19 protein-coding genes are annotated in these 25,433 nt (G+C 72.3%); 9 read left to right on the top strand and 10 right to left on the bottom strand.

Translation table 11 applies throughout. From position 1 onward, the window contains the following. The first annotated feature begins 27 nt into the window (after positions 1-27). Both AA23TX_RS24045 and AA23TX_RS24040 read left to right on the top strand, forming a co-directional pair. Positions 28-2,403 (top strand): RNA degradosome polyphosphate kinase, encoded by a 2,376-nt coding sequence (locus AA23TX_RS24045; protein ID WP_196425504.1) that lies wholly within the window; start codon positions 28-30, stop codon positions 2,401-2,403. Beyond that, positions 2,400-3,353: an NUDIX hydrolase gene (locus AA23TX_RS24040; protein ID WP_155545123.1), complete on the top strand. Its 954-nt coding sequence runs from the start codon at positions 2,400-2,402 to the stop codon at positions 3,351-3,353. The genes AA23TX_RS24045 and AA23TX_RS24040 overlap by 4 nt, the downstream gene beginning before the upstream one ends. Before the next feature lie 391 nt (positions 3,354-3,744). On the opposite strand, the gene AA23TX_RS24035 is transcribed toward AA23TX_RS24040, so the two are convergent. The 4 genes from AA23TX_RS24035 to leuC all read right to left on the bottom strand — a co-directional run bounded on the left by AA23TX_RS24035 (position 3,745) and on the right by leuC (position 10,267). After that, positions 3,745-6,600, bottom strand: coding sequence for an AfsR/SARP family transcriptional regulator (locus AA23TX_RS24035; RefSeq protein ID WP_230862686.1), 2,856 nt, complete (start codon positions 6,598-6,600; stop codon positions 3,745-3,747). Between the two features lie 625 nt (positions 6,601-7,225). Continuing rightward, entirely contained in the window at positions 7,226-7,957 is a 732-nt protein-coding gene (locus tag AA23TX_RS24030; protein WP_155545122.1) for an HU family DNA-binding protein, read from the bottom strand. Between the two features lie 240 nt (positions 7,958-8,197). Continuing rightward, positions 8,198-8,800, bottom strand: a complete 603-nt coding sequence (gene leuD / locus AA23TX_RS24025; protein WP_155545121.1) for a 3-isopropylmalate dehydratase small subunit — start codon at positions 8,798-8,800, stop codon at positions 8,198-8,200. 33 nt (positions 8,801-8,833) lie between these two features. Beyond that, complete coding sequence (leuC, locus tag AA23TX_RS24020) at positions 8,834-10,267, bottom strand: 3-isopropylmalate dehydratase large subunit (protein WP_155545120.1); 1,434 nt, start codon at positions 10,265-10,267, stop codon at positions 8,834-8,836. Positions 10,268-10,410: 143 nt separating this feature from the next. Between leuC and AA23TX_RS24015 the strand changes: the two genes are divergently transcribed. After that, on the top strand, positions 10,411-11,112 hold the full coding sequence (locus AA23TX_RS24015; RefSeq protein ID WP_051183801.1) for an IclR family transcriptional regulator: 702 nt from the start codon (positions 10,411-10,413) through the stop codon (positions 11,110-11,112). Between the two features lie 21 nt (positions 11,113-11,133). Here AA23TX_RS24015 and AA23TX_RS24010 read toward each other — a convergent pair whose 3' ends face one another. Beyond that, positions 11,134-11,448, bottom strand: coding sequence for a nuclear transport factor 2-like protein (locus AA23TX_RS24010; protein ID WP_155545119.1), 315 nt, complete (start codon positions 11,446-11,448; stop codon positions 11,134-11,136). A gap of 99 nt (positions 11,449-11,547) precedes the next feature. On the opposite strand from AA23TX_RS24010, the gene AA23TX_RS24005 reads away from it, so the two are divergent. Then, the gene (locus AA23TX_RS24005; RefSeq protein WP_155545118.1) at positions 11,548-11,799 is read left to right on the top strand and encodes a hypothetical protein; all 252 of its coding nucleotides are present in this window, start codon (positions 11,548-11,550) and stop codon (positions 11,797-11,799) included. A 52-nt stretch (positions 11,800-11,851) separates the two neighbouring features. Further along, positions 11,852-12,430 carry a hypothetical protein gene (locus AA23TX_RS24000; protein WP_155545117.1) on the top strand — a complete coding sequence of 193 codons (579 nt, stop codon included), beginning with the start codon at positions 11,852-11,854 and terminating at the stop codon, positions 12,428-12,430. A gap of 225 nt (positions 12,431-12,655) precedes the next feature. Here the strand turns inward: AA23TX_RS24000 and AA23TX_RS23995 are convergent, their stop codons facing one another. Continuing rightward, positions 12,656-14,710, bottom strand: coding sequence for a glycoside hydrolase family 3 C-terminal domain-containing protein (locus tag AA23TX_RS23995; protein WP_155545116.1), 2,055 nt, complete (start codon positions 14,708-14,710; stop codon positions 12,656-12,658). Between the two features lie 163 nt (positions 14,711-14,873). On the opposite strand from AA23TX_RS23995, the gene AA23TX_RS23990 reads away from it, so the two are divergent. Beyond that, on the top strand, positions 14,874-15,365 hold the full coding sequence (locus tag AA23TX_RS23990) for a hypothetical protein (protein ID WP_155545115.1): 492 nt from the start codon (positions 14,874-14,876) through the stop codon (positions 15,363-15,365). Positions 15,366-15,626: 261 nt separating this feature from the next. On the opposite strand, the gene AA23TX_RS23985 is transcribed toward AA23TX_RS23990, so the two are convergent. From AA23TX_RS23985 to AA23TX_RS23970, 4 genes are read right to left on the bottom strand one after another with little or no spacing between them, the layout of a single operon-like run. Next, positions 15,627-16,604: a hypothetical protein gene (locus AA23TX_RS23985; protein WP_155545114.1), complete on the bottom strand. Its 978-nt coding sequence runs from the start codon at positions 16,602-16,604 to the stop codon at positions 15,627-15,629. Continuing rightward, positions 16,601-20,005: an AAA family ATPase gene (locus tag AA23TX_RS23980; RefSeq protein ID WP_155545113.1), complete on the bottom strand. Its 3,405-nt coding sequence runs from the start codon at positions 20,003-20,005 to the stop codon at positions 16,601-16,603. The genes AA23TX_RS23985 and AA23TX_RS23980 overlap by 4 nt, the downstream gene beginning before the upstream one ends. A gap of 1 nt (position 20,006) precedes the next feature. After that, entirely contained in the window at positions 20,007-21,167 is a 1,161-nt protein-coding gene (locus AA23TX_RS23975; protein WP_155545112.1) for an exonuclease SbcCD subunit D, read from the bottom strand. Between the two features lie 35 nt (positions 21,168-21,202). Further along, positions 21,203-22,945, bottom strand: coding sequence for an ATP-binding protein (locus tag AA23TX_RS23970; RefSeq protein WP_155545111.1), 1,743 nt, complete (start codon positions 22,943-22,945; stop codon positions 21,203-21,205). A gap of 332 nt (positions 22,946-23,277) precedes the next feature. On the opposite strand from AA23TX_RS23970, the gene AA23TX_RS23965 reads away from it, so the two are divergent. From AA23TX_RS23965 to AA23TX_RS23955, 3 genes are all read left to right on the top strand, one after another. Further along, entirely contained in the window at positions 23,278-23,778 is a 501-nt protein-coding gene (locus AA23TX_RS23965) for an RNA polymerase sigma factor (RefSeq protein ID WP_230862685.1), read from the top strand. A gap of 155 nt (positions 23,779-23,933) precedes the next feature. Continuing rightward, entirely contained in the window at positions 23,934-24,524 is a 591-nt protein-coding gene (locus AA23TX_RS23960) for a sigma-70 family RNA polymerase sigma factor (RefSeq protein ID WP_155547255.1), read from the top strand. Continuing rightward, positions 24,525-25,151 carry a nucleotidyl cyclase domain-containing protein gene (locus tag AA23TX_RS23955; RefSeq protein ID WP_155545109.1) on the top strand — a complete coding sequence of 209 codons (627 nt, stop codon included), beginning with the start codon at positions 24,525-24,527 and terminating at the stop codon, positions 25,149-25,151. The last annotated feature ends 282 nt before the right edge of the window (positions 25,152-25,433 follow it).

Genomic DNA, 25,433 nt, shown 5'->3' with positions numbered 1-25,433 from the left:
GCGCAATTCGGCCGGGCTTAGTGAAGAATGGGGGCCGTGAGCACAGACGACGGCGGAACACCCGCACCGCGGAGGCGACGGAACCCGGCGGACGGATCTTCGGAGGCGGCGAAGAAGACCACCACCGCCCGGGCGAACGCGGCCAAACCGGCCGCCGCCAAGAAGGTCCCGTCGAAGTCGACCGCGCGTGACACCGCCGCCCGTGCCAACGCCGGGAAGCCGAGAACCCGCAAGAGCACCGCCGCCGCGGCCACGCCCCGGCGCCGCGCCAGCGAGCGCCCCGGCGAGGAGTTCCGCGCCGGCCCGTCGGCGCCGCCCGCGGTCACCACGGCCCCGACAGCCACCGAGACGCTGCCGGACGACCGGTACTTCAACCGCGAGCTCTCGTGGCAGGACTTCAACGCCCGCGTGCTCGCGCTGGCCGAGGACGAGTCGCAGCCGCTGCTCGAACGGACGAAGTTCCTCGCCATCTTCGCGTCCAATCTGGACGAGTTCTACATGGTCCGCGTCGCCGGCCTGAAGCGCCGCGACGAGACCGGCCTCCTGGTGCGCAGCGCGGACGGGCTCACCCCGCGCGAGCAGCTCGACTACATCGCCAAGCGCAACCAGGACCTGGTCGAGCGGCAGACCGGCGCGTTCGAGAAGCACCTGCGCCCGCAGCTGGCCGAGCACGACATCCACATCGTCGGCTGGGCCGACCTCTCCGGCGCCGACCAGCTCCGGCTGTCCAGCTACTTCTCCGAGCAGATCTTCCCGGTGCTGACGCCGCTGGCCGTCGACCCGGCGCACCCGTTCCCGTACATTTCGGGCCTTTCGCTCAACCTGGCGGTCACGGTCCGCGACCCGGAGGGCGGCACCGAGCGCTTCGCGCGCGTCAAGGTGCCGAGCAACGTGCCGCGCCTGATGCGCGTCGAGACCGAGCGGACCAGCCGGACCGCGACGTTCCTGCCCCTCGAAGAGCTCATCGCCGCGCACCTGGGCGAGCTGTTCACCGGGATGGACGTCACCGAGCACCACGTCTTCCGCGTCACCCGCAACGCCGACTTCGAGGTCGACGAAGACCGCGACGAGGACCTCCTGCAGGCCCTCGAGCGCGAGCTCGCGCAGCGCCGGTTCGGCCCGCCGGTGCGCCTCGAGGTCGCGCAGGACATGAGCGAGCACATGCTCGAACTGCTGCTGCGCGAGCTGGACGTCGACCCGGCGGACGTCGTCGAGGTGCCCGGCCTGCTCGACCTGACCTGCCTGCACCAGCTGTCCAGTGTGGACCGCAAGGAGCTGAAGGACCGGCCGTTCGTCCCGGCGACGCACCCCGCGTTCGGCGAGCGCGAGACGCCGAAGAGCGTCTTCGCGACGTTGCGCGAGGGTGACGTGCTGGTCCACCACCCGTACGACTCGTTCTCCACGAGCGTGCAGCGGTTCATCGAGCAGGCGGCGGCCGACTCGAAGGTCCTCGCGATCAAGCAGACGCTCTACCGGACGTCGGGCGACTCCCCGATCGTCGACGCGCTGATCGACGCCGCCGAGGCGGGCAAGCAGGTCGTCGCGCTGGTGGAGATCAAGGCGCGCTTCGACGAGCAGGCGAACATCACCTGGGCGCGGACGCTGGAGCGCGCGGGCGTGCACGTCGTGTACGGCCTGGTCGGGCTGAAGACGCACTGCAAGGTGTCGATGATCGTGCGCCAGGAGGGCTCGACCATCCGGCGCTACTGCCACATCGGCACCGGCAACTACAACCCGAAGACCGCGCGGCTCTACGAGGACATCGGCCTGTTCACCGCCGACCCGAGCATCGGCGCCGACGTCACCGACCTGTTCAACGTCCTCACCGGCTACTCGCGGCAGGACACCTACCGGACGATCCTCACGTCGCCGCACGGCATCCGCCGCGGCATCGTGCGCGCGATCGGCGAAGAGATCGAACTGGCGCGGGCCGGCCAGCACGCCGGCATCCGGATCAAGTGCAACTCGCTGGTCGACGAGCAGATCATCGACGCGCTCTACCACGCGTCGCAGGCCGGGGTGCCGGTCGAGATCGTGGTGCGCGGGATCTGCACGCTGAAGCCGGGTGTCGAAGGGCTTTCCGAGAACATCCACGTCCGGTCGATCCTGGGCCGGTTCCTGGAGCATTCGCGGATCTTCAACTTCCGCGCCGGCGGCACGCACTGGATCGGCAGCGCGGACATGATGCACCGCAACCTGGACCGGCGGATCGAGGCGCTGGTGCGCGTCAAGGACCCGAAGCTCACCGCGCAGCTCGACAACATCTTCGACTCGGCGCTGGACCCGGCGACGCGGTGCTGGGTGCTGACCGCGAGCGGCGAGTGGTCGCCGTTCCCGGCGGACGGCTCGCGCGTGCGTGACCACCAGCTGGAGCTGGCGAAGCTGCACGGGGCCGCCGGATGACCCAGGAGGTACGGGCGGCCGGCGCGGTGCTGTGGCGCGGCGCCGGAAAGGCGACCGAAGTCGCCTTGGTCCACCGCCCGCGGTACGACGACTGGTCGTTGCCCAAGGGAAAGCTCGACCCCGGCGAGACGACCGCCGAAGCCGCCGTGCGCGAAGTGCGTGAAGAGACGGGGTTCGAGGCGGTCCTCGGCCGCTACCTGACCCGGACGGCGTACCCGGTGCCGGCGCGCACCGGCTCCGGCACGGTCCCGAAGACGGTCGACTACTTCAGCGCCGAAGCGGTGTCCGGCGCGTTCGCCGTGAACGACGAGGTCGACGAGCTGCGCTGGCTCGACCCGACAGCGGCGGAGAAGCTGCTGACGCGGCCGGAGGACGTGCGGGTGCTGCGCGCTTTCTGCGAGGTGCCGGTGGGCCTGACGACGCTGGTGCTGGTGCGGCACGCGAAGGCGGGCAAGCGCGACGACTGGACGGGTGACGACGACCTGCGGCCGTTGTCGGAGGCGGGGCTGCGGCAGGCATCGGCGTTGCGGCGCGTGCTGGCGTTGTACGGTCCGGACCGCGTGCTGGCGGCGCCGCGGCTGAGGTGCGTGCAGACGGTGCACGGCATCGCCGAGGACACCGGAATCGAGGTGCGGCACGAGCCGCTGCTGTCGGAAGAGGGCTACTGGCCGGACCCGGTACTGGGCCTGGCGCGACTGCTGGCGGTCGCGGGCGACGGCGGGACGCCGGTGGTGTGCAGCCAGGGCGGAGTGATCCCGGACCTGGTCAGCGCCCTGGCCGACCGCGACGGAGTGGAGCTCCCGGCCGCCCGCGGCGGCGTGGTCCCGAGCAAGAAGGGCTCGTTCTGGGTCCTGTCGTTCCGACCACCGACGGCGGAGGAGGGCCCGGTCTTGCTGGCGGCCGACTACCACCCGAGCGCGCTGCCGGCCCCTTCCCCGACCCGCTCCTGAGCCGGTTGTCCACACACCGGCGGTGATGTGGACAGCCATCGCTTGGCGGCGGCTTTTCCCGGCTTCGCGTCGGCCACCCCCGATACGCTGGACAAGGGCACGCCCCCCAAGGGAGGGCGGGGGCCCGCCAAAAGTCGGGGGCGGAGCCGACGGGGCCGGTTTCGGCGGCGCTGGTGTGGCCGCAGTGTCTTGGCGGGCTGCGGGTGAGCAAGCCACCGCGACTTTGCCGGAACCCTGCCGAGGGAGGGCGGGGGCCGAGCTGACTCCAGGCATCGGCTCCCGGGCAGATGCAGCACCCTCACCTCCCCCGCACCGTCGCCGCCGCCGCAAGACAGCGCCGTGACAGTCGATCTTGGTGTACTGGATCCGGGTCCCGCTGGGCTGCGCCGGGCTAGGGGTACGGCGCATCCCGGGACGGGGGCCCGTCTGTCGGCACCGTCGCCAGCAGGGCCCGGATCTCCGGGATGCGCGGGTCGCCGAGGCGCTGGCAGACGGTCAGCGCCTCGGCCCAATGCTCCCGCGCCTCCGCGTCCCGGCCGGTGCGGAGCTTCAGGCGGCCGAGCGTGATCCGGACGTCGATCGTGCCGTAGTCGGCGTTCAGCTCCTTCAGCTCGGTGAGCGCTTCCAGGCCCGCCTTCTCCGCTTCGTCCTGCCGCCCGGCGCCTTCGAGTGCTTCGGCGACGTTTCCCAGCGCCAGCGCCGCGTGGTAACGGTCGCCCAGGTCGGCGAACGCCTGGTGCGCCGCCTGCGCGGCTTCGGCGGCGTTGTCGTAGTTGCGCAGGCCGATGCGGCTCGCGCTCACGTTGAGCAGCGCGTGCGGCACGAACGTCCGCTGGCCGTGGTCGCGCGCGAGACGAACCGCCTGGAGGGCGTAGCGCTCGGCTTCGGCGTACTCGGCCCGGACGTAGTACGCGCCGGACAGGTTGGAGAGGATCGCCACCGCCAGTGCCGTGCCGTCGCCCGCTTCGGATGCCGCGCGCGCCTCCTCCAAGGCTTCCAGCGCCTTGTCGGGCTGGAGGGTGCGCAGGTAGGCCGAGCCGAGGTTGTTCGCGCTGTACTGCAGGCCGGTGTTGTCGCCCGCGTCGCGCGTGGCCGCGACGGCCGTCCGCGCGGTCGTGATCCAGTCGTCGCGGTCGTGGCGTTCGGCGAAGAACCCTCGCAGCAGCCAGGCGAGCTTCCACGCGTGGGCGGTGAAGCCGTTTTCGGCGGCGACGCCGACGAGCGCGGTGAGGGCGGTGCGCTCGGTCGTGTACCAGGCGATCGTCTGTTCGTGCTGGGTGAACCGGACGGCGGGCACCGGCGCGGCGCCGAGCGTGATGTCGTCGGTGAGCAGGTCGGGACGGACGAGCTTGGTCCCCTCGGCGACGCTCGCGAGGTACCAGTCGAGGAGCCCGCGCCGCGCGGCCGCGCGTTCGGCCGCCGTCGTCTCGGTTTCGACCAGCTCGGCGGCGTAGACGCGCAGGAGGTCGTGGAACTGGTAGCGGTCGGTGCTGGGCTGGTTGAGCAGGTGCGCGGCGGCGAGCTGGTCGGCGAGCTCGCGGGCCTCCCGCAGGTCCGCCCCGGCCAGCGCGGCGGCCGACGACAGGCTGAAGCCGTGGCCGGGGTGCAGGCCCAGCAGCCGGAAGAAGCGCGCGGCGGCCGGGCGCAACGCCTTGTACGACCACGAGAACGCGGCCCGCAGGTCGGTGCCGGCGTCCTGCGGGTCGCGCAGGGTGTCGAGCCGCAGCCGCTGGTCGCGCAGCTCCTCGACGATCCCCGCGAGCGAGACGCCGGAAAACCGCGACGCGCGTTCCCCGGCCAGCGCCAGCGCGAGCGGGAGACGGCCGCAGAGCTGGACGAGCTCGGCGACGGCGTCGGGTTCGGCGGCGAGGCGCTGCGGTCCGACGCTGCCGGCGAGCAACGCCGTCGCGTCCTGGTCGTCGAACGAGCGCAGGGCGATCCGGCGGGCACCGTCGCGCGCGACGATGCCGCGCAGCTGGTTGCGGCTGGTCACGACGACGAGGTTGCCGGGGCCGGGCAGCAGCGGCCGGACCTGGTCGGCGTCGCGGGCGTTGTCGAGCAGCATGAGCGTGCGGCTGCCGGCCAGCCTGCTGCGCAGGAGCGCCGAGCGTTCCTCCACTGTGGAAGGCAGCGTCTCGGCCGGCTCGCCGAGGGCGCGGAGGAAGCCGGCCAGGGCGGCCTCCGGGGTGACGGGCGTGTCCGCGGAGTGGCCGCGCAGGTCGAGGAACAGCTGACCGCCGGAGAAGCGGTCGCGGACGCGGTGCGACCAGTGCACGGCCAGCGACGTCTTCCCGACGCCGGCGGTGCCTTCGATGACGACGATGCCGGACGCGCCGCCGGGCGGAAGGCGGTCCAGTTCGGCGAGTTCGGGACCGCGGCCGGTGAACCCGGGGACGTCGAAGGGCAGCTGCCGCGGCACAGTGTGCACTGCCGGCTCGGTGTCGGCGGTGAGCAGTTCGGCGTGCAGGCGGCGCAGGTCCTCCCCCGGCTCGACGCCCAGCTCGTCGGCCAGCAGCGCGCGAAGCCCGGCGTAGCGGGCCAGCGCTTCGGCGCGGCGGCCGGACCGGGCCAGGACGCGCACCAGCCGTTCCCACAACGACTCCCGCAGCGGGTGCTGGGCGACGAGGTCGGTCAGCTCGGCGACGAGCCGGGCATCGGGGACGAGCCCGGCGTCGAGGTCGATGCGCTGCTCGACGGCGAAGAGGTACCGCTCGGTCAGCAGCGGGCCCCATTCCGCGGCCAGCGCGGGGGAACCGACGCCCTCGAGGGGCGCCCCGCCCCAGGCGGCGAGCGCGGCGGTGAGCAGGCCCCGGCGACGGGCGGGTTCCGTCGCGGCGGCGGCCTGGTCGAGGGTGCGGAGGAAGCGCAGGGCGTCCACCCGGGACGGGTCGACGACCAGCCGGTACCCGTCCGGTTCGGTGACGACGGTTTCTTCGCCGCACAGCCGGCGCAGCCGCATGACGTAGGTCTGCAGGCTGCCGCGGATGTGCGCGGGCGGCTCCTCGCCCCAGACGCCGCGCGCGAGCGCGTCGATCGACACCAGGCGGCCCGCGGACAAGGCCAGTGTCGCGAGCAGCGCGCGCTGCCGGGAACTGGTCAGCACGACCGGCGAACCGCCGGCGATCACCTGGAACGGGCCGAGTAGCCGGATGTCGATGGTGGTCGCCCCCAGGTTCGCACGCCGCGGGGCACCGCCGGACGCGGACCCCGAGGAGGGCAGCGTGGCATCACTCGGCCGGGCGCTCAAGCAACTTTGCGAAATTGGGCGGAACCGGTCCCGGGGTGATCGGGTGCTCCGAGCGGGTGGTGCACGGGTCCCGTTCGGACGGCCGATCTTGGCAGTGGGTAACGCCGGCGCGAGCCGAACGGTCACCAGTCGGTCCGCGTACCCGAAGGGTCGGTTGGCGTACCTGGGCAGTCGGTTGGCGAGCGCCCCTCCGAACGCTCGAGCCGACTCCCGAGAGGTGGGCCGAACTCCCGGGCACAAGAGGCAACTTTCCCGGGTGGCGCGAGCCGACTCTCCGGGTACGCAAGCCGACCGCCTGCGTACGCGCAGCCGACCTCCCGGGCACGCGAGCCGACTTTCTGGGCGGGCCAGCCGAGCCTCTGCGTACACGAGCTTTCGGGACGTGCTTGCTGACCTTCGGAAGCGCGAAGCGACTCCCGATCCCCGCGAGTAAGCGAGTGCGACCCGGCTCCCCGGGATTCCGGCCGTCCGCGCCGGATCGCTTCTCCCCACCGGGCCCGGAAACGCGGCAGGGCCCCGCGCACCGCACGGGGCCCTGCCCGGAAAAGTCGCACGCCCAGCAGGGGTAACCCCCCAGGGGACCCCCGATTTCACGTTACCGCAGGGGTCCGACAATTTCGGGCGGTCAGCTCTTCTTCGCCGTCGAGGTGCGCCGGGCCGGCGCCTTGGCGGCCGTCGTCTTGGTGGCAGCGGCAGGCGCCTTGGCAGCAGGCGTCTTCCGGGCCGTCGCCGGCTTCGCCGCCGTTGTCGTCTTCGCCGCCGTCGTGGACTTCGCGGCCGTCGTCCTCCGGGCCGTCGTGGCCTTCGCCGCCGTCGTCGGCTTCGCGGCCGCCGGCTTCGCCGCGGTCGAGCGGGCGGGAGCCGCCTTCGCCCGGGTCGTGGTCGTCTTCGGGGCTGCCTTCGACGCCGTCGCGCGCGTTGTCGTCGCCGGCTTGGCCGCCGTCGCGCGGGTCCGCGTTGCCGTCGCCCGAGCGGCAGCCGGCTTCGCCGCCGCCGCGCGGGGCGTCGTCGCCCGCGTCGTCGTCGATGCGCGCGTACCTGCCGTCGCGCGCTTGACCGGCGCGGCCTTGGCCAGCTTCTTCGCGCCGGAAATGACGTCCTTGAAGGTGGTTCCCGCGCGGAACGCGGGCACGTTGGTCTTCTTCACCCGCACGGCCTCGCCGGTCCGCGGGTTCCGGGCCGTCCGCGCCGCGCGGGCGCGCTTCTCGAACACCCCGAAGCCGGTGATGTTGACCTTTTCGCCTTTGTTGACCGTCCGGATGATGATGTCGACCAGACCGTCGACCGCCTCGGAAGCGGCCTTCTTGTCGCCCAGGCGCTCCGTCAGCGCCTCGATCAGCTGGGCCTTGTTGGCCATTCCAGTCCTCCAAGAAGGAAGTCTTCGTCCACGGCCGCGGAGGGCCGACTAGCGACACGGTATTACCAAGGCAGCACAAATTCCAGACGGGACGCGGAATCCTTCCCTTGCCGGGGGACGGGTTCCGCCTCGCGATGCGGCCTCGAAAGGGCCGCCGGAGGTCCGTCTGGTGTCGTGTCGAAAGCCGGTCGAGACGGGCGGGATCCCTTGGGAAGCAAGGAATCCCGCCCCGAAGAAGAACTAGCCCGCGGCCACCGGCGTTGTCGTCGGCTTCCAGGACGGGCGGGCCGCCTCGAAGCCGTCGATCTCACCGGCATGGCGCAACGTCAGAGCGATGTCGTCGAGACCTTCGAGCAACCGCCAGCGGACGTAGTCGTCGATCTGGAAGGGCGCGGTGAAGTCCTTGGCCCGCACGGTCTTGGTCTCGAGGTCGACCGTGACCTCGGTGCCGGGCTCGTTTTCGAGCAGCTTCCAGAGCAGCTCGACGTCGTGCTGCTCGCACTGCGCGGCCACCAGGCCGCCCTTGCCGGAGTTGCCGCGGAAGATGTCGGCGAACCGGGCGGAGATGACGGCCCGGAAGCCGTAGTCCATCAGCGCCCAGACGGCGTGCTCGCGGGACGAGCCGGTGCCGAAGTCCGGGCCGGCGACCAGCACGCTGCCGCTCTTGAACGGCTCGGTGTTGAGGATGAAGTCCTGGTCACCGCGCCACGCGGCGAACAGCCCGTCCTCGAAGCCGGTCCGGGTCACCCGCTTGAGGTAGACCGCCGGGATGATCTGGTCGGTGTCCACGTTGGACCGGCGCAGCGGGACGCCGACGCCGGTGTGCTGGGTGAACGGTTCCATGGTGGGAGCTCCTCTCAGGAGGTCGGCAGCAGGTCAGCGGGCGGCGGTCAGCAGGTCTTCCGGCGACGACAGCGTGCCTCGCACGGCCGTCGCGGCGGCGACCAGCGGCGACACCAGGTGCGTCCGGCCGCCCTTGCCCTGCCGGCCCTCGAAGTTGCGGTTCGACGTCGACGCGCTGCGCTCGCCCGGCTTCAGCTGGTCCGGGTTCATGCCCAGGCACATCGAGCAGCCGGCCTGGCGCCACTCCGCGCCCGCGGCGGTGAAGACCTCGTCGAGGCCCTCCTCCTCGGCGGCCTTGCGGACCCGCATGGAGCCGGGAACCACCAGCATGCGGACCGAGTCCGCCACCTTCCGCCCGCGCAGCACCTCGGCCGCGGCCCGCAGGTCCTCGATCCGGCCGTTGGTGCAGGAGCCGAGGAAGACGGTGTCCACCGAGATCTCCCGCAGCGGCGTCCCGGGCTTCAGGTCCATATAGGACAGGGCCTTTTCAGCGGCGATGCGGTCGTTCTCGTCCGGGATCTGCTCCGGGTCGGGCACCTCGGCGCCCAGCGGGAGGCCCTGGCCGGGGTTGGTGCCCCAGGTCACGAACGGCGTCAGCTCGCCCGCGTCGAGGTGGACCTCGGCGTCGAACTCGGCGCCGTCGTCGGTGCGCAGCTGCCGCCAGTTCTCGACCGCCGCGTCCCAGTCGGCGCCGCTCGGCGCGTGCGGACGGCCCTTCAGGTACGCGAACGTCGTCTCGTCCGGAGCGATCATCCCGGCGCGGGCGCCGGCCTCGATCGACATGTTGCAGACGGTCATCCGGGCTTCCATCGACAGGGCCTCGATGGCCTTGCCGCGGTACTCGAGGATGTAGCCCTGGCCGCCGCCGGTACCGATCTTGGCGATCACCGCGAGGATGATGTCCTTCGCCGTGACGCCGGGGCGCAGCTCGCCGTCGACCGTGATCGCCATGGTCTTGAACGGGCGCAGCGGAAGCGTCTGCGTGGCCATGACGTGCTCGACCTCGGACGTGCCGATGCCGAAGGCGATGGCGCCGAACGCGCCGTGCGTCGAGGTGTGGCTGTCGCCGCAGACCACGGTCATGCCGGGCTGGGTCAGGCCGAGCTGCGGGCCGATGACGTGCACGATGCCTTGCTCGGCGTCACCCATCGGGTGCAGCCGGACACCGAACTCCTTGCAGTTGCGGCGAAGGGTGTCGACCTGCGTGCGCGAGACCGGATCGGCGATGGGGAGCTCGATGTCGACGGTCGGGACGTTGTGGTCCTCGGTCGCGATGGTGAGGTCGGGGCGGCGCAGCGGCCGCCCGGCCAGGCGGAGGCCGTCGAAGGCCTGCGGGCTGGTCACTTCGTGCAGCAGGTGGAGGTCGATGTAGAGCAGGTCCGGTTCGGCGCCTTCCCCTCGGCGCACGAGGTGGCTTTCCCACACCTTCTCCGCCAGTGTGCGGGCCTTGCCGGTCGGGCTGGTCATCTCCGGCTCCTTCCACGGTTCGACGTCGGAACTCGGGCGCGCACCGCGGGGGCGAATGCGAGCCGCGAAGGAGGAGCGCAGCTCGAGTTCAGGGTTTTCCCAGATGCTGGACTTCCCAAAGTGCGGGACGCTAGTATCGGGTCGTGGGACAGCATAGCGGTATCGGAGTACTGGACAAAGCAGTGGCCGTCCTGCAGGCGGTCGCGGACGACCCCTGCGGCCTGGCGGAACTGTGCACGCGGACGGGCCTGCCCCGGGCCACCGCGCACCGGCTCGCGGTCGGCCTCGAGGTGCATCGGCTGCTGCGCCGGGGTCCCGACGGCCGCTGGCGTCCCGGTACGGCGCTGGCCGAGCTGGCCGGCGGCTCGACGGACCCGCTGCTCGACGCGGCCGGCGTGGTGCTGCCGAAGCTGCGGGACGTCACCGGGGAAAGCGTGCAGCTCTACCGCCGCGACGGCGTGCAGCGCGTGTGCGTCGCGACGGCCGAGCCGCCGAGCGGGCTGCGCGACACGGTCCCGGTGGGCTCGCGGCTGCCGATGACGGCGGGCTCGGGCGCGAAGGTGCTGGCGGCGTGGGCGGATCCGCACACGCAGCGCACGATCCTGGCCGACGCGGTCTTCGGCGAGCGGACGCTGCTGGAAGTGCGCCGGCGCGGCTGGGCGCAGAGCGTGGCCGAACGCGAGCCGGGCGTGGCCAGCATTTCGGCGCCGGTCCGCGATTCGGCGGGCACGGTCGTGGCGGCGGTGTCGGTGTCGGGCCCGATCGAGCGCATCGGCCGCAAGCCGGGCGCGCGCTGGGCGGCGGACCTGCTCGCGGCGGCGGACGCGTTGCAGGAACGGCTCTAGGGCCGGGAACCGCGCCGGTGGCTAAGCCTGACCCGTTTCGAAGCGCGCCACCTTACCGTCGCGAACGGTGAACGCCCACCGCGTCCGCATCGCGCCCCACGTCGAGTTCGAGTAGTTCGCGACGAACTTCCGGCCCTCGTCCTCCGCGGCTTCCACCTCGAGCCGGCCCTGGCTGGAGAAGATCTCTTTTTCCGTCCAGTCCGCCAGATCGCGGTCCGTGCCGTCGTCCGACATCGTCGCGTCCGGGGTGAGCGCGGCCCGGAACGCTGTGCGGTCGCCCGCGTTCAGCGCGTCGATGAACGCGCGCACCGCCGGGTCGCCGATCGAATCCGTCATGGGCTCATGGTGCACCGTTCGGGGGAACCTCGCGAAAGCCGCGTATTCGGTGACGGCGGTCACGTCTCCTTCAGGACAGCTCCACGGAGGGGGAAGACCATGCTGAACAGAAGGGCACTGGCGATGCTGCGGGCCGTCGGCGCGGGGCGGGCCGAGCTGACCTGCAGCTGCGAGCCGGACCTGCGGGTCGACGGGTTGCCGTGCTGCGACCAGGCGACGGCGCACGAGCTGGCGCGGGCCGGGCTGATCCGGCCGGCGCGGGGGCCGGTCGTGACCGTCGGGCAGTGGACTCGCGCGGAACTGACCGACGATGGCAGGCTCGCGCTGGGCGGGACGCTCGCCGCGGCCTGAGGCAACCGCCGGGCCGGCTCGCGCGTGTACCCGCAGAGCGTGAGGGGAAGCCATGAAGATCGTCTTGGGACTGCTCGGCGCCTGCCTGCTGCTGACCGCGTGTACGGAGCCGCCGGCCCCGACCGCGCCGACCGTGACGGTGACGGCCCCGGCGACGCTCACCACCGCGCCGGCCGTCGACCCGGCGACGCGCGCCTGGCTGGACGGCTTCTGCTCCGCCATCCACGGCTACCGGAAGCGCACCAACGAGGAGGCGGCGCCGTCGACGTCCCAGCCGCACTCGGTCCAGGAATCGCAACAGGCGTTGAGCGAGCAGCTGGGCGGCATCGCGGACCGCGCGGGCGAGGTCGTCGACCGGCTGGCGGCGCTCCCGCCGGCCCCGGTGCCGCTGGCCGAGACGGTCCGGAAGGCGTTCGCCGAAAAGTATGCGACGGCCCGCGACCGCGCCCGAGACGCGAAGACGGCGCTGGACCGCGCGAAGCCGGGCGACATCGCTTCGCAGGATCCGGCGGTGAAGGCGCTGGAGCAGGCCCAGCAGGACGTCGACGGCACGTACGACCCGGTCGCGCCGCTGGTGGAGTCCCGCGAGCTGGTGACCGCCGCGGCGGTCACCCCGGGCTGCAAGGCCTGAAGCGGCTGCCGGGCCCCACACCAGACCCCACCCGCATCAGGCCCGCCCCCACACCAGACCCCACCCACATCAGGCCCGCCCCCACACCAGACCCCGCCCTCCCTGGGGGCCTGCCCGCTTCCAGCGTATCGAGTCCCGCCGACGAAAAGCCCGGCGAAGCCGCGGTCCGGCCGCGCTGATCCACATCACGCCGGGGCTGTGGACAACTCCGCGAGGCCGTGACCGTCACCGCGTGAGCGGCACCCGCAGCGGCAGAGAGCGCGACGAGTCGCCCACCTGGACCGTGAACCCGCCCCGCACCGGCCGCCACGCGTGGCGGCCCGTGTCCCACACCGAAAAGTCGCGCACGTCCAGGTCGATCGTCACCCGGCGAGCCTGGCCGGGTGCCAGCTCCACCCGCGAGAACCCCTTCAGCTGCCGCGGCGGCTCGCCCGCAGCCGCCGGAAAGCCCAGGTACAGCTGCGCCACCTCGGCGCCGGCGCGCTTGCCCGTGTTCCGCACCGTGAACGTCGCCGTCGCGCCGTCGCCGGTGTTGCGCACCGACAGCCCGGAGAACGCGAACGTCGTGTACGACAGGCCGTGCCCGAACGGGAACAGCGGCGTCTTGCCCTGGGCGTCGAACCACCGGTAGCCGACCTGCAGGCCCTCCGAGTACGTCGCGACGCCGTTGACGCCCGGGAACTGCGCCGCCGTGTTCGCCGGGGTGTCGGCGTCCGTCGCGGGGAACGTGACCGGCAGCTTCGCCGACGGGTCGACGTCGCCGAACAGCACGCCCGCCACCGCGGCGCCGTCCTGCTGGCCCGGGTACCACGCCTGCAGGATCGCGGGCACCGACGACGCCCACGGCATGAGCACCGGCCCGCCGCTCTTCACCACGACCACGGTGTGCGGGTTCGCCGCCGCGACCGCCGCGACGAGGGCGTCCTGGTTGCCGTCGAGCGCCAGGCTGGGCCGGTCCTTGCCCTCGGCCTCGTTGTCGCCGACCATCACGACGCTGACGTCGGCGGCGCTCGCCGCGGAAGCCGCGCGCGCCGGGTCGCTGCCGTCGTCGAGGGTCACCGTCGCTCCCGGAACCCGCTGCCGCAGCCCCGGCAACGGGTCCACTGTGGACGTCGGGATGACGGCGGAGCTGCCGCCACCACCGGTCTTGGCCTTGGTCGCGAACGGCCCGATCAGCGCGATCGACCGCACCGCGCGGTCGTCGAGCGGGAGCTGGGCGTGCTCGTTGCGCAGCAGCACCATGCCGCGCTCGGCGAACTCCTTCGCGGCGGCGTCGTGCCGCGCGGTCGGCAGTGGCGTCAGCGTCGGCGGGTGGTCGAACTGGCCGAACGCGAACATCGTCCGGAACCGCGGCAGCAGCAGCTCGCCGACGCGCTGCTCGCTGACCTGCCCGGCGAGGACGGCCTGCTTCATCTTCTCGCCGTACCAGGTGCCGTCGATCATTTCGAGGTTCATGCTCGCGTTCGCCGACCCGACGGTGCTGTGCGCGGCGCCCCAGTCGGACTGGACGAATCCCTTGAACCCCCAGTCGTCGCGCAGCTTGTCCTGCAGCAGCGCGGGGTTCTCGCACGTGAACACGCCGTTGATCTTCGGGTAGGCGCACATGATGGAGCCCGCGTGGCCTTCGGTGACCGCCTGTTCGAAGTGCGGCAGGTAGATCTCGTTGAGGGTGCGCTCGTCGATGTGCTCGTCGACGCTCTGGCGCTGCGTCTCCTGGTTGTTCGCCGCGTAGTGCTTGACCTCGGCGATGGTGCCGTTCTCCTGGATGCCGCGGATGTCGGCGGCGCCGATGTCCCCGACCAGCACCGGGTCCTCCCCCATGCCCTCGAACGTCCGGCCGTTGCGCGGGACGCGGGCGATGTTGATGTCGGGGCCTTCGGACACGTTGTGGGCGAGCACGCGGGTTTCGTCGCCGATGAGGCGGCCGTAGCGGCGCGCGAGGCCGGTGTCGAAGGTCGACGCCAGCGCCATGGTGGCCGGCAGCGCGGTGGCCGGCTTCTGCGGTTTGTCGTCGGCCGGGCCCATGCCGGCCGGGCCGTTGGCGATCCGGAAGCCGGGCACGCCCAGGCGTGGGATGGGCGGCACGAACCGCTGGTGCTCGGCGTCGGGCTGCAGGTGCAGCTGCGAGATCTTCTCGTCGAGGGTCATCGCGGCGACGAGCTCCGCGGCGCGACGGTCGGGCGACTGACGGGCGTCGCGCCAGGGCTGGGCATCCGCGGTGGCGGGGGCCGCGATCGACAGTCCCAGTACGGCGGCCATGATCAGTGGGCCGTTGCGCATCGCGGTCTCCCTCGTCACTGAACGGGATCAACGGCGGACAAGCTAACGCATACGTGACCAGGAAACATAGACTCGATAGTCGTTCACGTACTTGAACATTTCCGTGGCTCAACCGTTTTCGCGGCTCAAGCGTGGAGGGGACACGCAGGAGAGGGGACGGATCATGCTGAAGAAAACACTGATCGGACTAACGGCCGCGGGGGCGGCGACGCTGACGGTGGCGCTCCCGGCCGAAGCCGCCGAGGTCAGCTGGGGCCTGACCCAGCAGGCCGAGCCGGGCGGCCGGGTCGACGCGGAAACGTACGCGGCCAGCGGGGGCTGCACCCCGGCCACGGCGGTGACGTCGAAGGGGTTCGCAGCACCGCTGGTGTGGTCCGAAGGCGGCAACTTCGGCCGCGTCGGCGGCCACACGACGGCGATCACGACGCCGGGCAAGTACAGCGCGACGTTCACGTGCACGGACGGCCGCAAGGCGACCCAGACGTTCACCATCGTGGGCACCCCGCCGCCGTCGTCGACAGCGAAGCCGAAGCCGCCGGCCACCACGAAGCCGAAGCCGCCGACGACGTCGACCAAGCCGGTGAAGCCGGCGAAGCCGCAGGTCGCGGTCAAGCCGGCGGGGGCGCCCCAGACGGGGGACGGCTCGCTGAGCTGACCATCCACAAAGGACACCTCGGGTCGGGCGGTCCCCAGGCCGCCGTCCCGGGGCCGCCCACCCCCAGAGGGCGGATTCCGGCCCGGCGGTGTGGACCGCCGGGCCGGTCTATGCGCGGCGGAGGATTCGAGTTGTCAACACCGCTCCGCGGTTGTGGACAACCGGCGCCGCCGCGGGTCTTCGGACCGGGTTTCGTCCGGGGGCGCCGATAGACTGGCCAAGGGCACGCCCCCCAGGGAAGGGCGGGGGTCCGACCGGGTCTCAGCGAACCGCGGCCACCCTCAGCGCCCGGTAAACGAACTGCTGATCCCCCAGCCGATGCCGCAGGTCCCGCTCCAGCCCCGCGATGGGATAGAGGTTTTGCGGCGCCCGCGAGTCCTTGTACTCCACCGACGCGAACCGTCCCAGCACCGACTGCGTCAGGTTCGCCAGCCCAGCCACCTCTTCGCGCCCCAGGTGGGGCGCCGCCTCGACGCGCACCACTCCCGACCACGGTGGGCCGCCCACCGAGGGCAAACGCAGGTACCACGAATGCCGGACCCACGTCGTGCCCATCAGGAACACCGGGGTGCGCTGGTGCGGGCCCAGCCTGCCGACCATCGCGTTGAGGTCGCCCGGCAGGTACGTCGTCTGGTGGCTCTTGATGAACCCCACCGCCCGGGGCAGGTGCGTGCGGCCGCTCAACGGGCCGTCCACCACCAGCAGGTCGCTGCCGACGTGGCCGGCGATCGCCCGGCGCGCCTCGGCCGCCGTGTCGAGCTCGGCCTCGGCCAGCTGCTCCTGCAACGCCGACGAGAGCACCACCGGCAGCGGCTTGTCCTCCTTGGCCGCGGCGCGGAACGCGCGGTAGACCCCCGCCGACGTCGGGATGTCACCCGCCTCCGAAGCCACCGTGAACACCCCTCGCCGGACGTCGGTCGCGACGACGTGGGCGCGCCCCGAGCAGCAGCACACCACCCCTGCCGCGTACGACGCGCAAAGGCCGATGGACGCCGAGTTCATGCCCGCCGGGTCGTCGATCCACACCCGGGCGTCGATGCGGCGGACGCCGTCGACGAACAGCACCGCCTCGGGCGGCGACACCGGGGACGGGTCGATGGGGGTCCACTCCGAGACCGGCACCTCGACTTCCAGCTCGACCTCGGCGCCGGAGCGCGCCAGCTCCTCGGCCTCCATCGAGCTGCCGTAGCCCGGGTCCCACGAGTCGACGCTGAAGTTCATGCCGGCCACGGCCGTCATGCGCCCTCCCTGCTGATGTGCGAGCCGGTGCCGTCACGGGTGACCAGGAACCGCACCGGCACGCGCTCGGCGAGCGCCGGCACGTGCGTGATCACCCCGACCATCCGGGAGCCGGTGGCCGACAGGTTCTCCAATGTGGACGCCACGACGTCGAGGGTGGCCTCGTCCAGGGTCCCGAACCCCTCGTCGAGGAAGATCGACTCGAGCTTGGTCGCGCCCTCGGCGGCCATCGCGCCGAGCTGGGACGACAGCGCGAGCGCCAGCGAGAGCGACGCCTGGAACGTCTCCCCGCCGGACAGCGTCTTGACCGGGCGGCGGGCGTCGGCCTCGTTGTGGTCCACCACCAGGAAGTCGCCCTTGTCGTGGGTCAGCTCGAACTGGCCGCCGGACAGCTCCAGCAGCGACGCCGACGCTTCGGCGACGAGCGTGTCGAGCGCGCCGGCGATCAGCCAGCGCGGGAACTTGTCCGAGCGCAGGAGATCCGCGAGCAGCCGCGCGACCTGCGCTTCGGACTCCGCGGCCGCGATGTCGCCGTGCAGGCCCGCCACGCGCGCCACGCGCCGCTTCATCTCCGTGTGGTCGCCCTCGGCCCGCGCCCGGGCCGCCGCGACGGCCACCGGGACGCGGTCGCGCACCGCGCCGGTTTCGTCCAGGGAGACGCCGAGCGCGGTGACGTCGTCGACGACCGCGCGTTCGGCCACTCGCAACGCTTCGGCGGCTTCGCCCTCGGCGGTCGCGGCCGTGGCCACTCGCTCGCGGTGCTGCTTCGCCTGCCCGGCCGCCCAGTCCGTGAGCGCGGTCCACGCGCCGAGGAGGCTCTCGCCGTCGATCGGCGGGGCGCCGAGCCCCACCAAGGGGTCGCGCGCCCGGGACAGCCGCTGCCGTTCGGCGTCGACCTGGCCGGCGATCCGAGCCTGGGCTTCCGCGGCTTGTTTCGCTGTCGCGCGGGCGGTCCGCAGGTCCGCGTCGGCCGTTTTCGCGGCTCGTTCGAGTTCGGCGACCTTCTCGAGCTGCTCGGCCACCACCTCGGCCGAGGGCGCGCCCTCCAGGGTGGCGGCCAGTTCGCCGTGCCGGCGCCGCGTGTTCGCCAGCTCGGTGCTCGCCGCCTGCTCGGCCAGTCCCGCGTCGACCGCGCGGGTGCGGCGCTGCTCCGCTTCCCGCTCGGCGGTCTTGAAGTCCTCGCCGGCGACGACGGCTTCCTTGCCCGCGGCTTCGGCGGCCGCTTCGCGCGAAGCCAGCGCCGCCCGGCGTTCTTCCAGCGTGGCGGCCGCCCACGCGGTGAGACGCTGCCAGCCCGCCGGCACGTCATCGCCGTCGATCGCGGGCGCCCCCAGCTCCACCAGCGGATCCCGCGCCGCCCGCAGTGCGTCCCTGGCCGCCGCGAACGACTTTTCGACGACGTCGGCGTCGTTCCGCGCCGCCGCGCGTTCGGCGCGGGCCGCGGCGAGTTCCGCGTCCGCGGCGCGCGCGGCTTCGGCGACGCGGGTGCGGCCGTCGATCGTCGCCGACAGCCACTCCCCGCGTTCCCGCACGGCGGTGACGAGATCCGCGAAGTCCTGCTCGGAAAAGGCGGCCTCGACCGGGCGCCGCAGCACCGGCGACTCCGGTGGCCCGTCGACCTCGGCGAGCACCGCACGCAGTTCTTCCGCCTGCGCGGCCGCGGACACGGCCGCGTCGGCGTCGCGGTCCACGGCCCGCTCCAGCTTGCGCACGACGGCTTCGGCGGCCGCGCGCTCGCGTTCGGCGTGCTCGACGCGTTTGCGGGCCTCGGCCAGGTGGGCGTGCCCGCCCGCGTCCGGCACCGTCGTGACTTCCTGCTCGCACACCGGGCACGCGTGCCCGGCGACGAGGCCGGCCCGCAGCACCAGGGCCTGCCCGGTGCGTTCGGCTTCGCCCAGCGCGGTCTTCGCCGCGACGAGTTCGACGTCGGCGGTCGCGAAGGACGCCCGCGCGGCTTCGAGCTCCTTCCGGCGCGCGGCCTGCTCGGGCGCGGCCTTCCGTTGCGCCTCGCACAACGCGTAGAGCGTGCGGGCGTCGGACCGGGCCGAGGCCAGCGGAGCGACGTCCGGCTGCGCGCCCAGCGCCTCGCGCGCTTGGGCGTCCGCGGCCTCGGCCGCGCGCAGCCGCGCGTCGGCACCGGCGAGGCGTTTCGCCACGCGCGCCGAATCCGCCGACAGGTCCCCGAGATCCGCGGGCGTGCGCAGCCCGGCCAGCCGGTCGCGGTCCTGCCGGGCCCGCGCGGCTTCGGCGGCGGCGTCCTCGGCGGCACGCGCGGTCGTGTCCCGGGTCTTGCGGGCCGCGTCGACCGCGGCCACGGCTTCGGCGGCCGCCTCGGTGGCGGCCGCTTTCGCCGCCGCTGCCGCGGTCGCCGCCTCTTCCAGGCGCGGGAGGGCCTTCTCGGCCTCGGCGACCTCGGTACGCGCGGCGCGGATCCGTTCCAGCTCCCCGCGGGCGGGCGCGGCGGCGAGGGCGGCGCGGGCCGCTTCGTCCGCCGTCTCGGCCTTGTCCAATCCCGCCCGGGCCGTCGTGGCCGCGTCCGCCGCGGCGCGGCGCCGGGTTTCGAGGTCTTCGACGCCGTCCGGGCGTTCCAGCGCGTCGAGGACACCCAGCTCCCGCGTGAGCGTCGCGACCAGCTGCCGCGCTTCGTCGTGGACGCGGGTGGCGTCGGACAAACCCGGCAGGGCCGCGCTCACCCGCGCGTCGAGGTCCGCGAGTGCCGTCATCCGCGCGGAAAGCTCTTCGACGGCTTCTTCGGTCGCGTCGGCATAGCTGCCGAGCTGTTCGGCGAGGACGGCGGCGCGCTGCTTCTGCTGCTCCGCGGTGACGCCGGCGCGGCGGCCGATCCGTTCGTAGACCTCCAGGCCCAGCAGCTTGATGAGGATCTTCTGCCGGTCGGCGGCCTTGGCGTGCAGGAACTCCGCGAAGTCGCCCTGGGGCAGCGCGACGCACGTGCAGAAGTGCTTGAACGTCAACCCGAGCAGGCGTTCGACGGCCGGGGTGACCTCGGAGTCCGCGGCGACCGGGTCGGCGTCGTCCTCCGGCCCGCCGAGCGCGGCCGGGTCGGCGAGCCGTTCCAGGCGGACGTTCTTCACGCTGACCGTGGGTTTCTTCCCGCCGCTGCGCCGGACTTCGCGCACGACGTGGTAGCGCGCGCCACCCGCGTCGAACACCAGCCGCACGGTGGCCCGGTTCGCCGTCGGGGCGAGCGCGGGCGCGACGAGCCCTTCATGGTCCCAGCGCGCGACAGAGCCGTACAGGGCGAAGGTGAGCGCGTCGATCACGGTGCTCTTGCCGGCGCCGGTCGGCCCGACGAGCGCGAAGTAGTCCGTGTCCTCGAAGCTGACTTCGGTCTTGTCGCGGAACGACGCGAAGCCGGTCATCTCCAGCAGCACAGGCCGCATGTCACACCCCGCTCGTCTCTTCGTCGTGCAGCCGCGCGAAGAGCGACTGGACGCGCTTGTCCTCGACCGTCCGCTCTTCGCAGTAGGAGGCGAACAGCTCCCCCGGCGAACGGTCCGCGATCGCGCGGTCGCCGCCCGCCGTCGTCACCGGGGCGGCGAACTCCGGGTCGATGCGGATCTCCAGTGCGTTCGGCAGGGCTTCCTGGATCTCCTCGCGCAGCCCGGCCCTGGTCGCTTCGCGGACGTAGACGCGGAGGTAGTCCTCGCCGAACTCCTCGGCGCGGCCGGTCAGCTCCGCCACCGTGCCGTGGACGGTCCGCAGCCGCCGTCCCGCGGTCATCGGGATTTCGGTGATCTTCGCCGGCGTCGTCGGCGTCACCTCCACGGCCAGGATGACGCTCTTGTTGTCCTGCTCGCCGAAGTCCACGGCGAACGGCGAGCCGCTGTAGTGCACCGGACAGGCGGCGGGCAGGGACTGGCGCCGGTGCAGGTGGCCCAGCGCCACGTAGTGCGGATCGGCGCCGAATGCCGTGGCGGGCACGTGGTACTCGAAGATGGACTGCGCCGCGCGCTCGCCGCCGCCCATTGTCCCGCCGGTCACCGTCAGGTGCGCCATGACGAGGTTCACCGCGCCGGCCGAGAACCCGGACTTGAGGTGTTCCAGGATGTCGCGCACGCGCTGGTCGTATTCGCCGACGTTGTCCGCCGGGGTGCCGGCGAGCAGCTCGGCGGCGCGGACCGCGTAGCGCTGGGAAAGGAAGGGCAGCACGGCGACGTTGACGCGCTCGCCGGTCGAGCGGGCGTCGAACGACACGACCCCGCCGTCCGCGACCGGCCGCGGGTTCCCGGTGAGGTGGATGCCCGCTTTCCGCAGGAGCGGCCGGTACGCCTCGAAGGTCGCCGCGTGGTCGTGGTTCCCGGCGATCGCGATGACCTCGGCGCCGGTGTCGCGCAACGCCATCAGGGCCTGGACCACGAGCTCCTGCGCGGCGGCCGACGGCGCCGACGTCTCGTAGAGGTCGCCCGCGACCAGGATCGCGTCGAACGCCTCGTCGCGCGCGGTCCGGACGATCTCGCCGAGCACGGCCCGCTGCTCGTCCAGGCGGTTGCGGCCCTTGAGCGTCTTGCCGACGTGCCAGTCGGAGGTGTGCAGGAACTTCACACTTCGTCCTTCCGTTCAGGTAGCGGGCGGCGGGCTCAGAACGGCGGCGGGTCGTCGCCGAACGGGTCGCTGCCGCCCGTCGGCAAACCGGCGAAGGGATCGGACTTCTTCGAGGAAGCGGTGGTCGACGGCACCTTCCCGGCCTCGGAAAGCCGCGTGGCCCAGGCCGGGAACGGGAAGCCGACGGCGATCGGCACCGGGATCTCCGGCTGGCTCACGAACATCGTGCCGGGCGTGGCGAGCGTCGCGCGGACCCGCTGGCTGGCCGGGAGGAAGCCGTATTCGGGCCGTGAAGCCTCGGCGGCGTCGAGGCGCCCGACGATCCGCACCGAGCTGTTGCTGACGATGCGGCGCTCGACCTCGCTGGCCGTCTGCTGCGCGCCGATCAGGATGACGCCGAGGGAGCGGCCGCGCTCGGCGATGTCCAGCAGCACCTCCTTGATGGGGCTGCTGCCTTCGCGCGGCGCGTACTTGTTCAGCTCGTCCAGCATGGTGAACAGGAGCCCGCCCGGGCCGGCGGCTTCCTTGCGCGCGGTCTCCGCGGCGAGCGTGACACCGACGACGAACCGCTGCGCGCGCTCGACGAGGTTGTGGATGTCCACCACGGTCACCTGCTGGTTCTCCGTGGACAACGAGCGCGCGGAGTGGTCGGTGAGATCGCCGCGGATCAGGCCGTTGAGCGCGCGCTGGCTCGAGCGCAGGCGCCGGATGAAGGCGTTGACCGTGCCCGCGCCGGTGACCGCACCCGCCCAGCTCGCGCGGGTTTCCTCGTCGGTGACGCGCTCGCAGATGACGTCGACGAGCTCGGCGTAGGTGCGGCACAGGACGCCGTCGACGTTGGCGGCACCGTCCTTGCCCGCCGGGGTGCTGTCGAGCCGCAGCCGGTTCGCGACCTGGTGGATGACCATCGTGTACTGGTTGCGCTCGTCCTCGGCGTCGGCGAAGACGTAGGGCAGCAGGTCCTTGGCGCAGAACTCCGCGATGGTCCACCAGAAGGCGCCGACGCCCGAGGTCCGCCCGGTGACGTAAGGCTTCCCCGTCGTGTCCGACGGCGTCGGCGGCGCGTAGAAGCCGACGGACGCGAAGGGCTCCGCGGGCAGGCCGAGCTTGGCGTACTCGGCCTTGAGCTTCTCGTCGAGGTGGACGTTCGGGGTGTCGAGGAACAGCAGGTCCTCGCCCTTGACCGAGAAGACGAGGGCCTTGGCGTTGTGGGCGTTCGGCAGGGCACCGCCGCGGAAGATCGAGTGCAGCAGGAACAACGCGAACGACGTCTTGGTGGCGACGCCGGAGACGCCGCTGATGCTGACGTGCGCGCCGCGGGTGCCGTCGAGGAAGTCCATGTTGAGGTAGACGGGTTCGCCGTCCCGCCCCAGCCCGACCGCCACCTGGCGGGTCATGTTGTCGAAGTACAGCGCCTGCGCGCGATCCTCCCCCACGGCGCGCTGGACGAGGGCCCCCGGCCGCGGCGGCACGTAGCACTCGGGCTCGACGCGGGTGGTGGCGATCTCGGCGATCTCCTGCACCTGCGCGGGCAGGACACCGTCGGAGATCAGGAAGACGTCGCTGCCGAAGCTGGCGCCCTCGTGCCGCGCGCTCACCTGCGTCACGACCCCGAAGGACGTGACTTCGCCCAGGCCGGGGAGTTCCCGCCGGGTCACGACGACGTCGTCGAGCTGCAGGTAGGCCTCGGGATCGATGGCCACGTGGAACTGCAGCGGCGTCGAATCCTCGGTGCCGGCCACCCGGCCGACCACGGTGGTGAGCGTGTCCTGGTCCACGGTTCTCCCTGTCTCACCCGGCGCTTCCTCCGGCCGCAGACTAGCTCGCCGGACCGACAGTCCCGCGCCCAACACGGCGTTGCGCGTGCAGGGTGCCCGAGACGTCACGCTGGGCCGAACGAGTGAGTTCACCCCACGGGGAAGATCTTTGGTCACCGCAGGCCTTTTCCGTCACTTACCGACATGGGAGTGACGAAGGAGTCCACGGTGAGCAGACCGGCCGAACAGATGTCCGACACCGCATGGTGCACCGAGTCTTCTTTCGGCACCCCACCGGCGCCCGAACATCCGGATCCGGCGTGACGGACGGCCCCTGTGAAGCGGACCTTGCCTTGGCCCAGCACGCGATGAGCCTCCGCAAGCGCTACTACGTCGAGCTGGCCAGGTTCGCTGTGAAGCTGGGCGCCTCCGTCCCCGACGCACGGGCGTTCGCGGACGACGCGGTCGCCGAACTGGTCGTGCGTCCCCTGAAAGACCCCGGTCGGGATCCGGTCCGGAACGAGCGGCCGTGGCTCTACCGGACGGTGCGGCAGATGGTGATGAGCGCGCGGCGACACCGGCAGCGGTTCGACGACAGGGACATCGGGCAGCTCGGCGACCGTTTGTGCCAGACGACCTGGGGTGCACCCGACCTGCACCTGGAGGCGGTGGAGACACTGCGCGCGATCGGTGCGCTGCCCGAAGACCAAGCCCACGCGGTGACCCTGAGCGTGGCCGGCCACTCGATGGACACCATCGCCGAGATCTTGGACATCTCGGTTTCCGCGGCCAAGCAGCGGGTCTCGCGAGGACGCAGACGGTTGCTGGCGAATCTCGAAGGGAGGGACCGATGATCAGCCGACGCCCCGAAGACGAACTCGACCGGCGCATGGCCATCGCGGACGGCTACCTCGACAGGGTTTTCGCCCCCGACCTGGACAACGAGGTGCGCACGGAAGCTTTCCGGCGGAAGGTGGTGCGGCAGGCCGTTGCCCTGCGCCCGGGCGCGATGTCGGTCGCCGTCGGCTCGATCACCATCCTCGACGGACCGGACGAGCCGGTCGCCGCGGCGGTCGACGGGGATCCCCAGGCAGTGGAACTGCTGCTCGCGGCCATCCGCCCGTTGGTGGTGCGGTACTGCCGCGCCCGCGTCGGCAGGCGGGAACATTCGTTCGCATCCGCGGACGATGTCGCGCAGGAGGTGTGTCTCGCGGTGCTAACGGCATTGCCTTCGTACCGCGATCAAGGCCGTCCGTTCCTGGCCTTCGTCTACGGGATCGCCCAGCACAAGGTGGCCGACGCGCATCGCGCCGCGGCGCGCAACCGGGCCGAGCCGGTGGCCGAGATCCCCGACGAAGTCGAGGGCGGGGTCGGTCCCGAGCAGCGGGCGCTGCAAGGTGAGCTGAACGAGCGGATGTCCCAGTTGTTGCAGGTGCTGCCGGACAAGCAGCGGGAGATCGTGGTGCTGCGGGTGGTCGTGGGCCTGTCGGCGGAGGAGACCGCGGACGCCGTGGGGTCGACCCCCGGTGCCGTCCGCGTCGCCCAGCACCGCGCCCTCGCGCGGCTGAGAAAGGTCCTGGCCGCGGAGGAGGTGATCTGAGTGGGCAAACGCGATCCCGGGCCTGGCCAGGCAGTCCACCGAACGATCGTCGCAGTCGATGTCGCCGGGTACGGAGACATCCGCCGGACGAGCACGCACCGGCTGGTCCTGCGCCACGCGCTGTATCAGGCACTGCGCCGGGCATTCGCGGACTCCGGCCTGCCGTGGAAGGACTGCCGACGCCTCGACTGCGGCGACGGCGTGCTGGTCCTCGTTCCTCCCGAGATTCCCAAAGGGCCCACCGCGGCTTCGCTGCCCCGCGCACTGGTGCACGGGCTGCAACGCCACAATGCCCTGCACTGGCCCGAGGAACGGCTCCGGCTGAGGATGGCTCTGCACGCCGGAGAGGTCGTCCACGACGAGTACGGCGTTACGGGCCCGTCCATCAACCATGCCTTCCGTCTCCTGGAAGCTGCGCAGGTGAAGGCCGCATTGGCGTCGTCGCCCGTCCCGCTCGCCGTGATCACTTCCGCCTGGTTCCACGACGAAGTGGTCCGGCAGTCACCGGCGATCGGTGCCGCCGAGTTCCGGCCGATCGAGGTTGCGGTGAAGGAGACCTACGCGATCGGCTGGCTGGCTCTGCCGGGCTCCGCGGCAAGATCCCCGTCGGCGCCAGGGCAACCCTGAACCGGGGGCGTCGGCGGGCCTTCGGCGGGTGCCCCGGCGACCCCGCCGGCGGGTCCGGGAACTCCCGCCGCTGCGCGGGATCGGGCTCCGGGTGGCCCCGGCCACACGCCGGGAGGCCCCGGCCCGGCGTGTCGCGAAAAAAGTCTTCCGAGAGGGCTCCGGTCCTATATGGACGACCACTGTGGACGGCCTTGCTATAGTGTTTTGCCTGCTCAAGGCCATGGTCGAGGTTCGGTTCCCATTCCGGTGCGCCTCTCACAGAGGTCCTTCGAGAGGCGGAAC

Source organism: Amycolatopsis camponoti (assembly GCF_902497555.1).
Classification (GTDB): domain Bacteria; phylum Actinomycetota; class Actinomycetes; order Mycobacteriales; family Pseudonocardiaceae; genus Amycolatopsis; species Amycolatopsis camponoti.
This window is presented reverse-complemented; position numbering and strand designations above follow the sequence as displayed.

Bases quoted from the DNA above. Each gene is read 5' to 3' on its own strand.
- AA23TX_RS24045 (WP_196425504.1), top strand. From the start codon at position 28: ATGGGGGCCGTGAGCACAGACGACGGCGGAACACCCGCACCGCGGAGG.
- AA23TX_RS24040 (WP_155545123.1), top strand. From the start codon at position 2,400: ATGACCCAGGAGGTACGGGCGGCCGGCGCGGTGCTGTGGCGCGGCGCC.
- AA23TX_RS24030 (WP_155545122.1), bottom strand. From the start codon at position 7,957: ATGGCCAACAAGGCCCAGCTGATCGAGGCGCTGACGGAGCGCCTGGGC.
- leuD (WP_155545121.1), bottom strand. From the start codon at position 8,800: ATGGAACCGTTCACCCAGCACACCGGCGTCGGCGTCCCGCTGCGCCGG.
- leuC (WP_155545120.1), bottom strand. From the start codon at position 10,267: ATGACCAGCCCGACCGGCAAGGCCCGCACACTGGCGGAGAAGGTGTGG.
- AA23TX_RS24010 (WP_155545119.1), bottom strand. From the start codon at position 11,448: ATGACGGATTCGATCGGCGACCCGGCGGTGCGCGCGTTCATCGACGCG.
- AA23TX_RS24005 (WP_155545118.1), top strand. From the start codon at position 11,548: ATGCTGAACAGAAGGGCACTGGCGATGCTGCGGGCCGTCGGCGCGGGG.
- AA23TX_RS24000 (WP_155545117.1), top strand. From the start codon at position 11,852: ATGAAGATCGTCTTGGGACTGCTCGGCGCCTGCCTGCTGCTGACCGCG.
- AA23TX_RS23995 (WP_155545116.1), bottom strand. From the start codon at position 14,710: ATGCGCAACGGCCCACTGATCATGGCCGCCGTACTGGGACTGTCGATC.
- AA23TX_RS23990 (WP_155545115.1), top strand. From the start codon at position 14,874: ATGCTGAAGAAAACACTGATCGGACTAACGGCCGCGGGGGCGGCGACG.
- AA23TX_RS23985 (WP_155545114.1), bottom strand. From the start codon at position 16,604: ATGACGGCCGTGGCCGGCATGAACTTCAGCGTCGACTCGTGGGACCCG.
- AA23TX_RS23980 (WP_155545113.1), bottom strand. From the start codon at position 20,005: ATGCGGCCTGTGCTGCTGGAGATGACCGGCTTCGCGTCGTTCCGCGAC.
- AA23TX_RS23960 (WP_155547255.1), top strand. From the start codon at position 23,934: ATGTCGGTCGCCGTCGGCTCGATCACCATCCTCGACGGACCGGACGAG.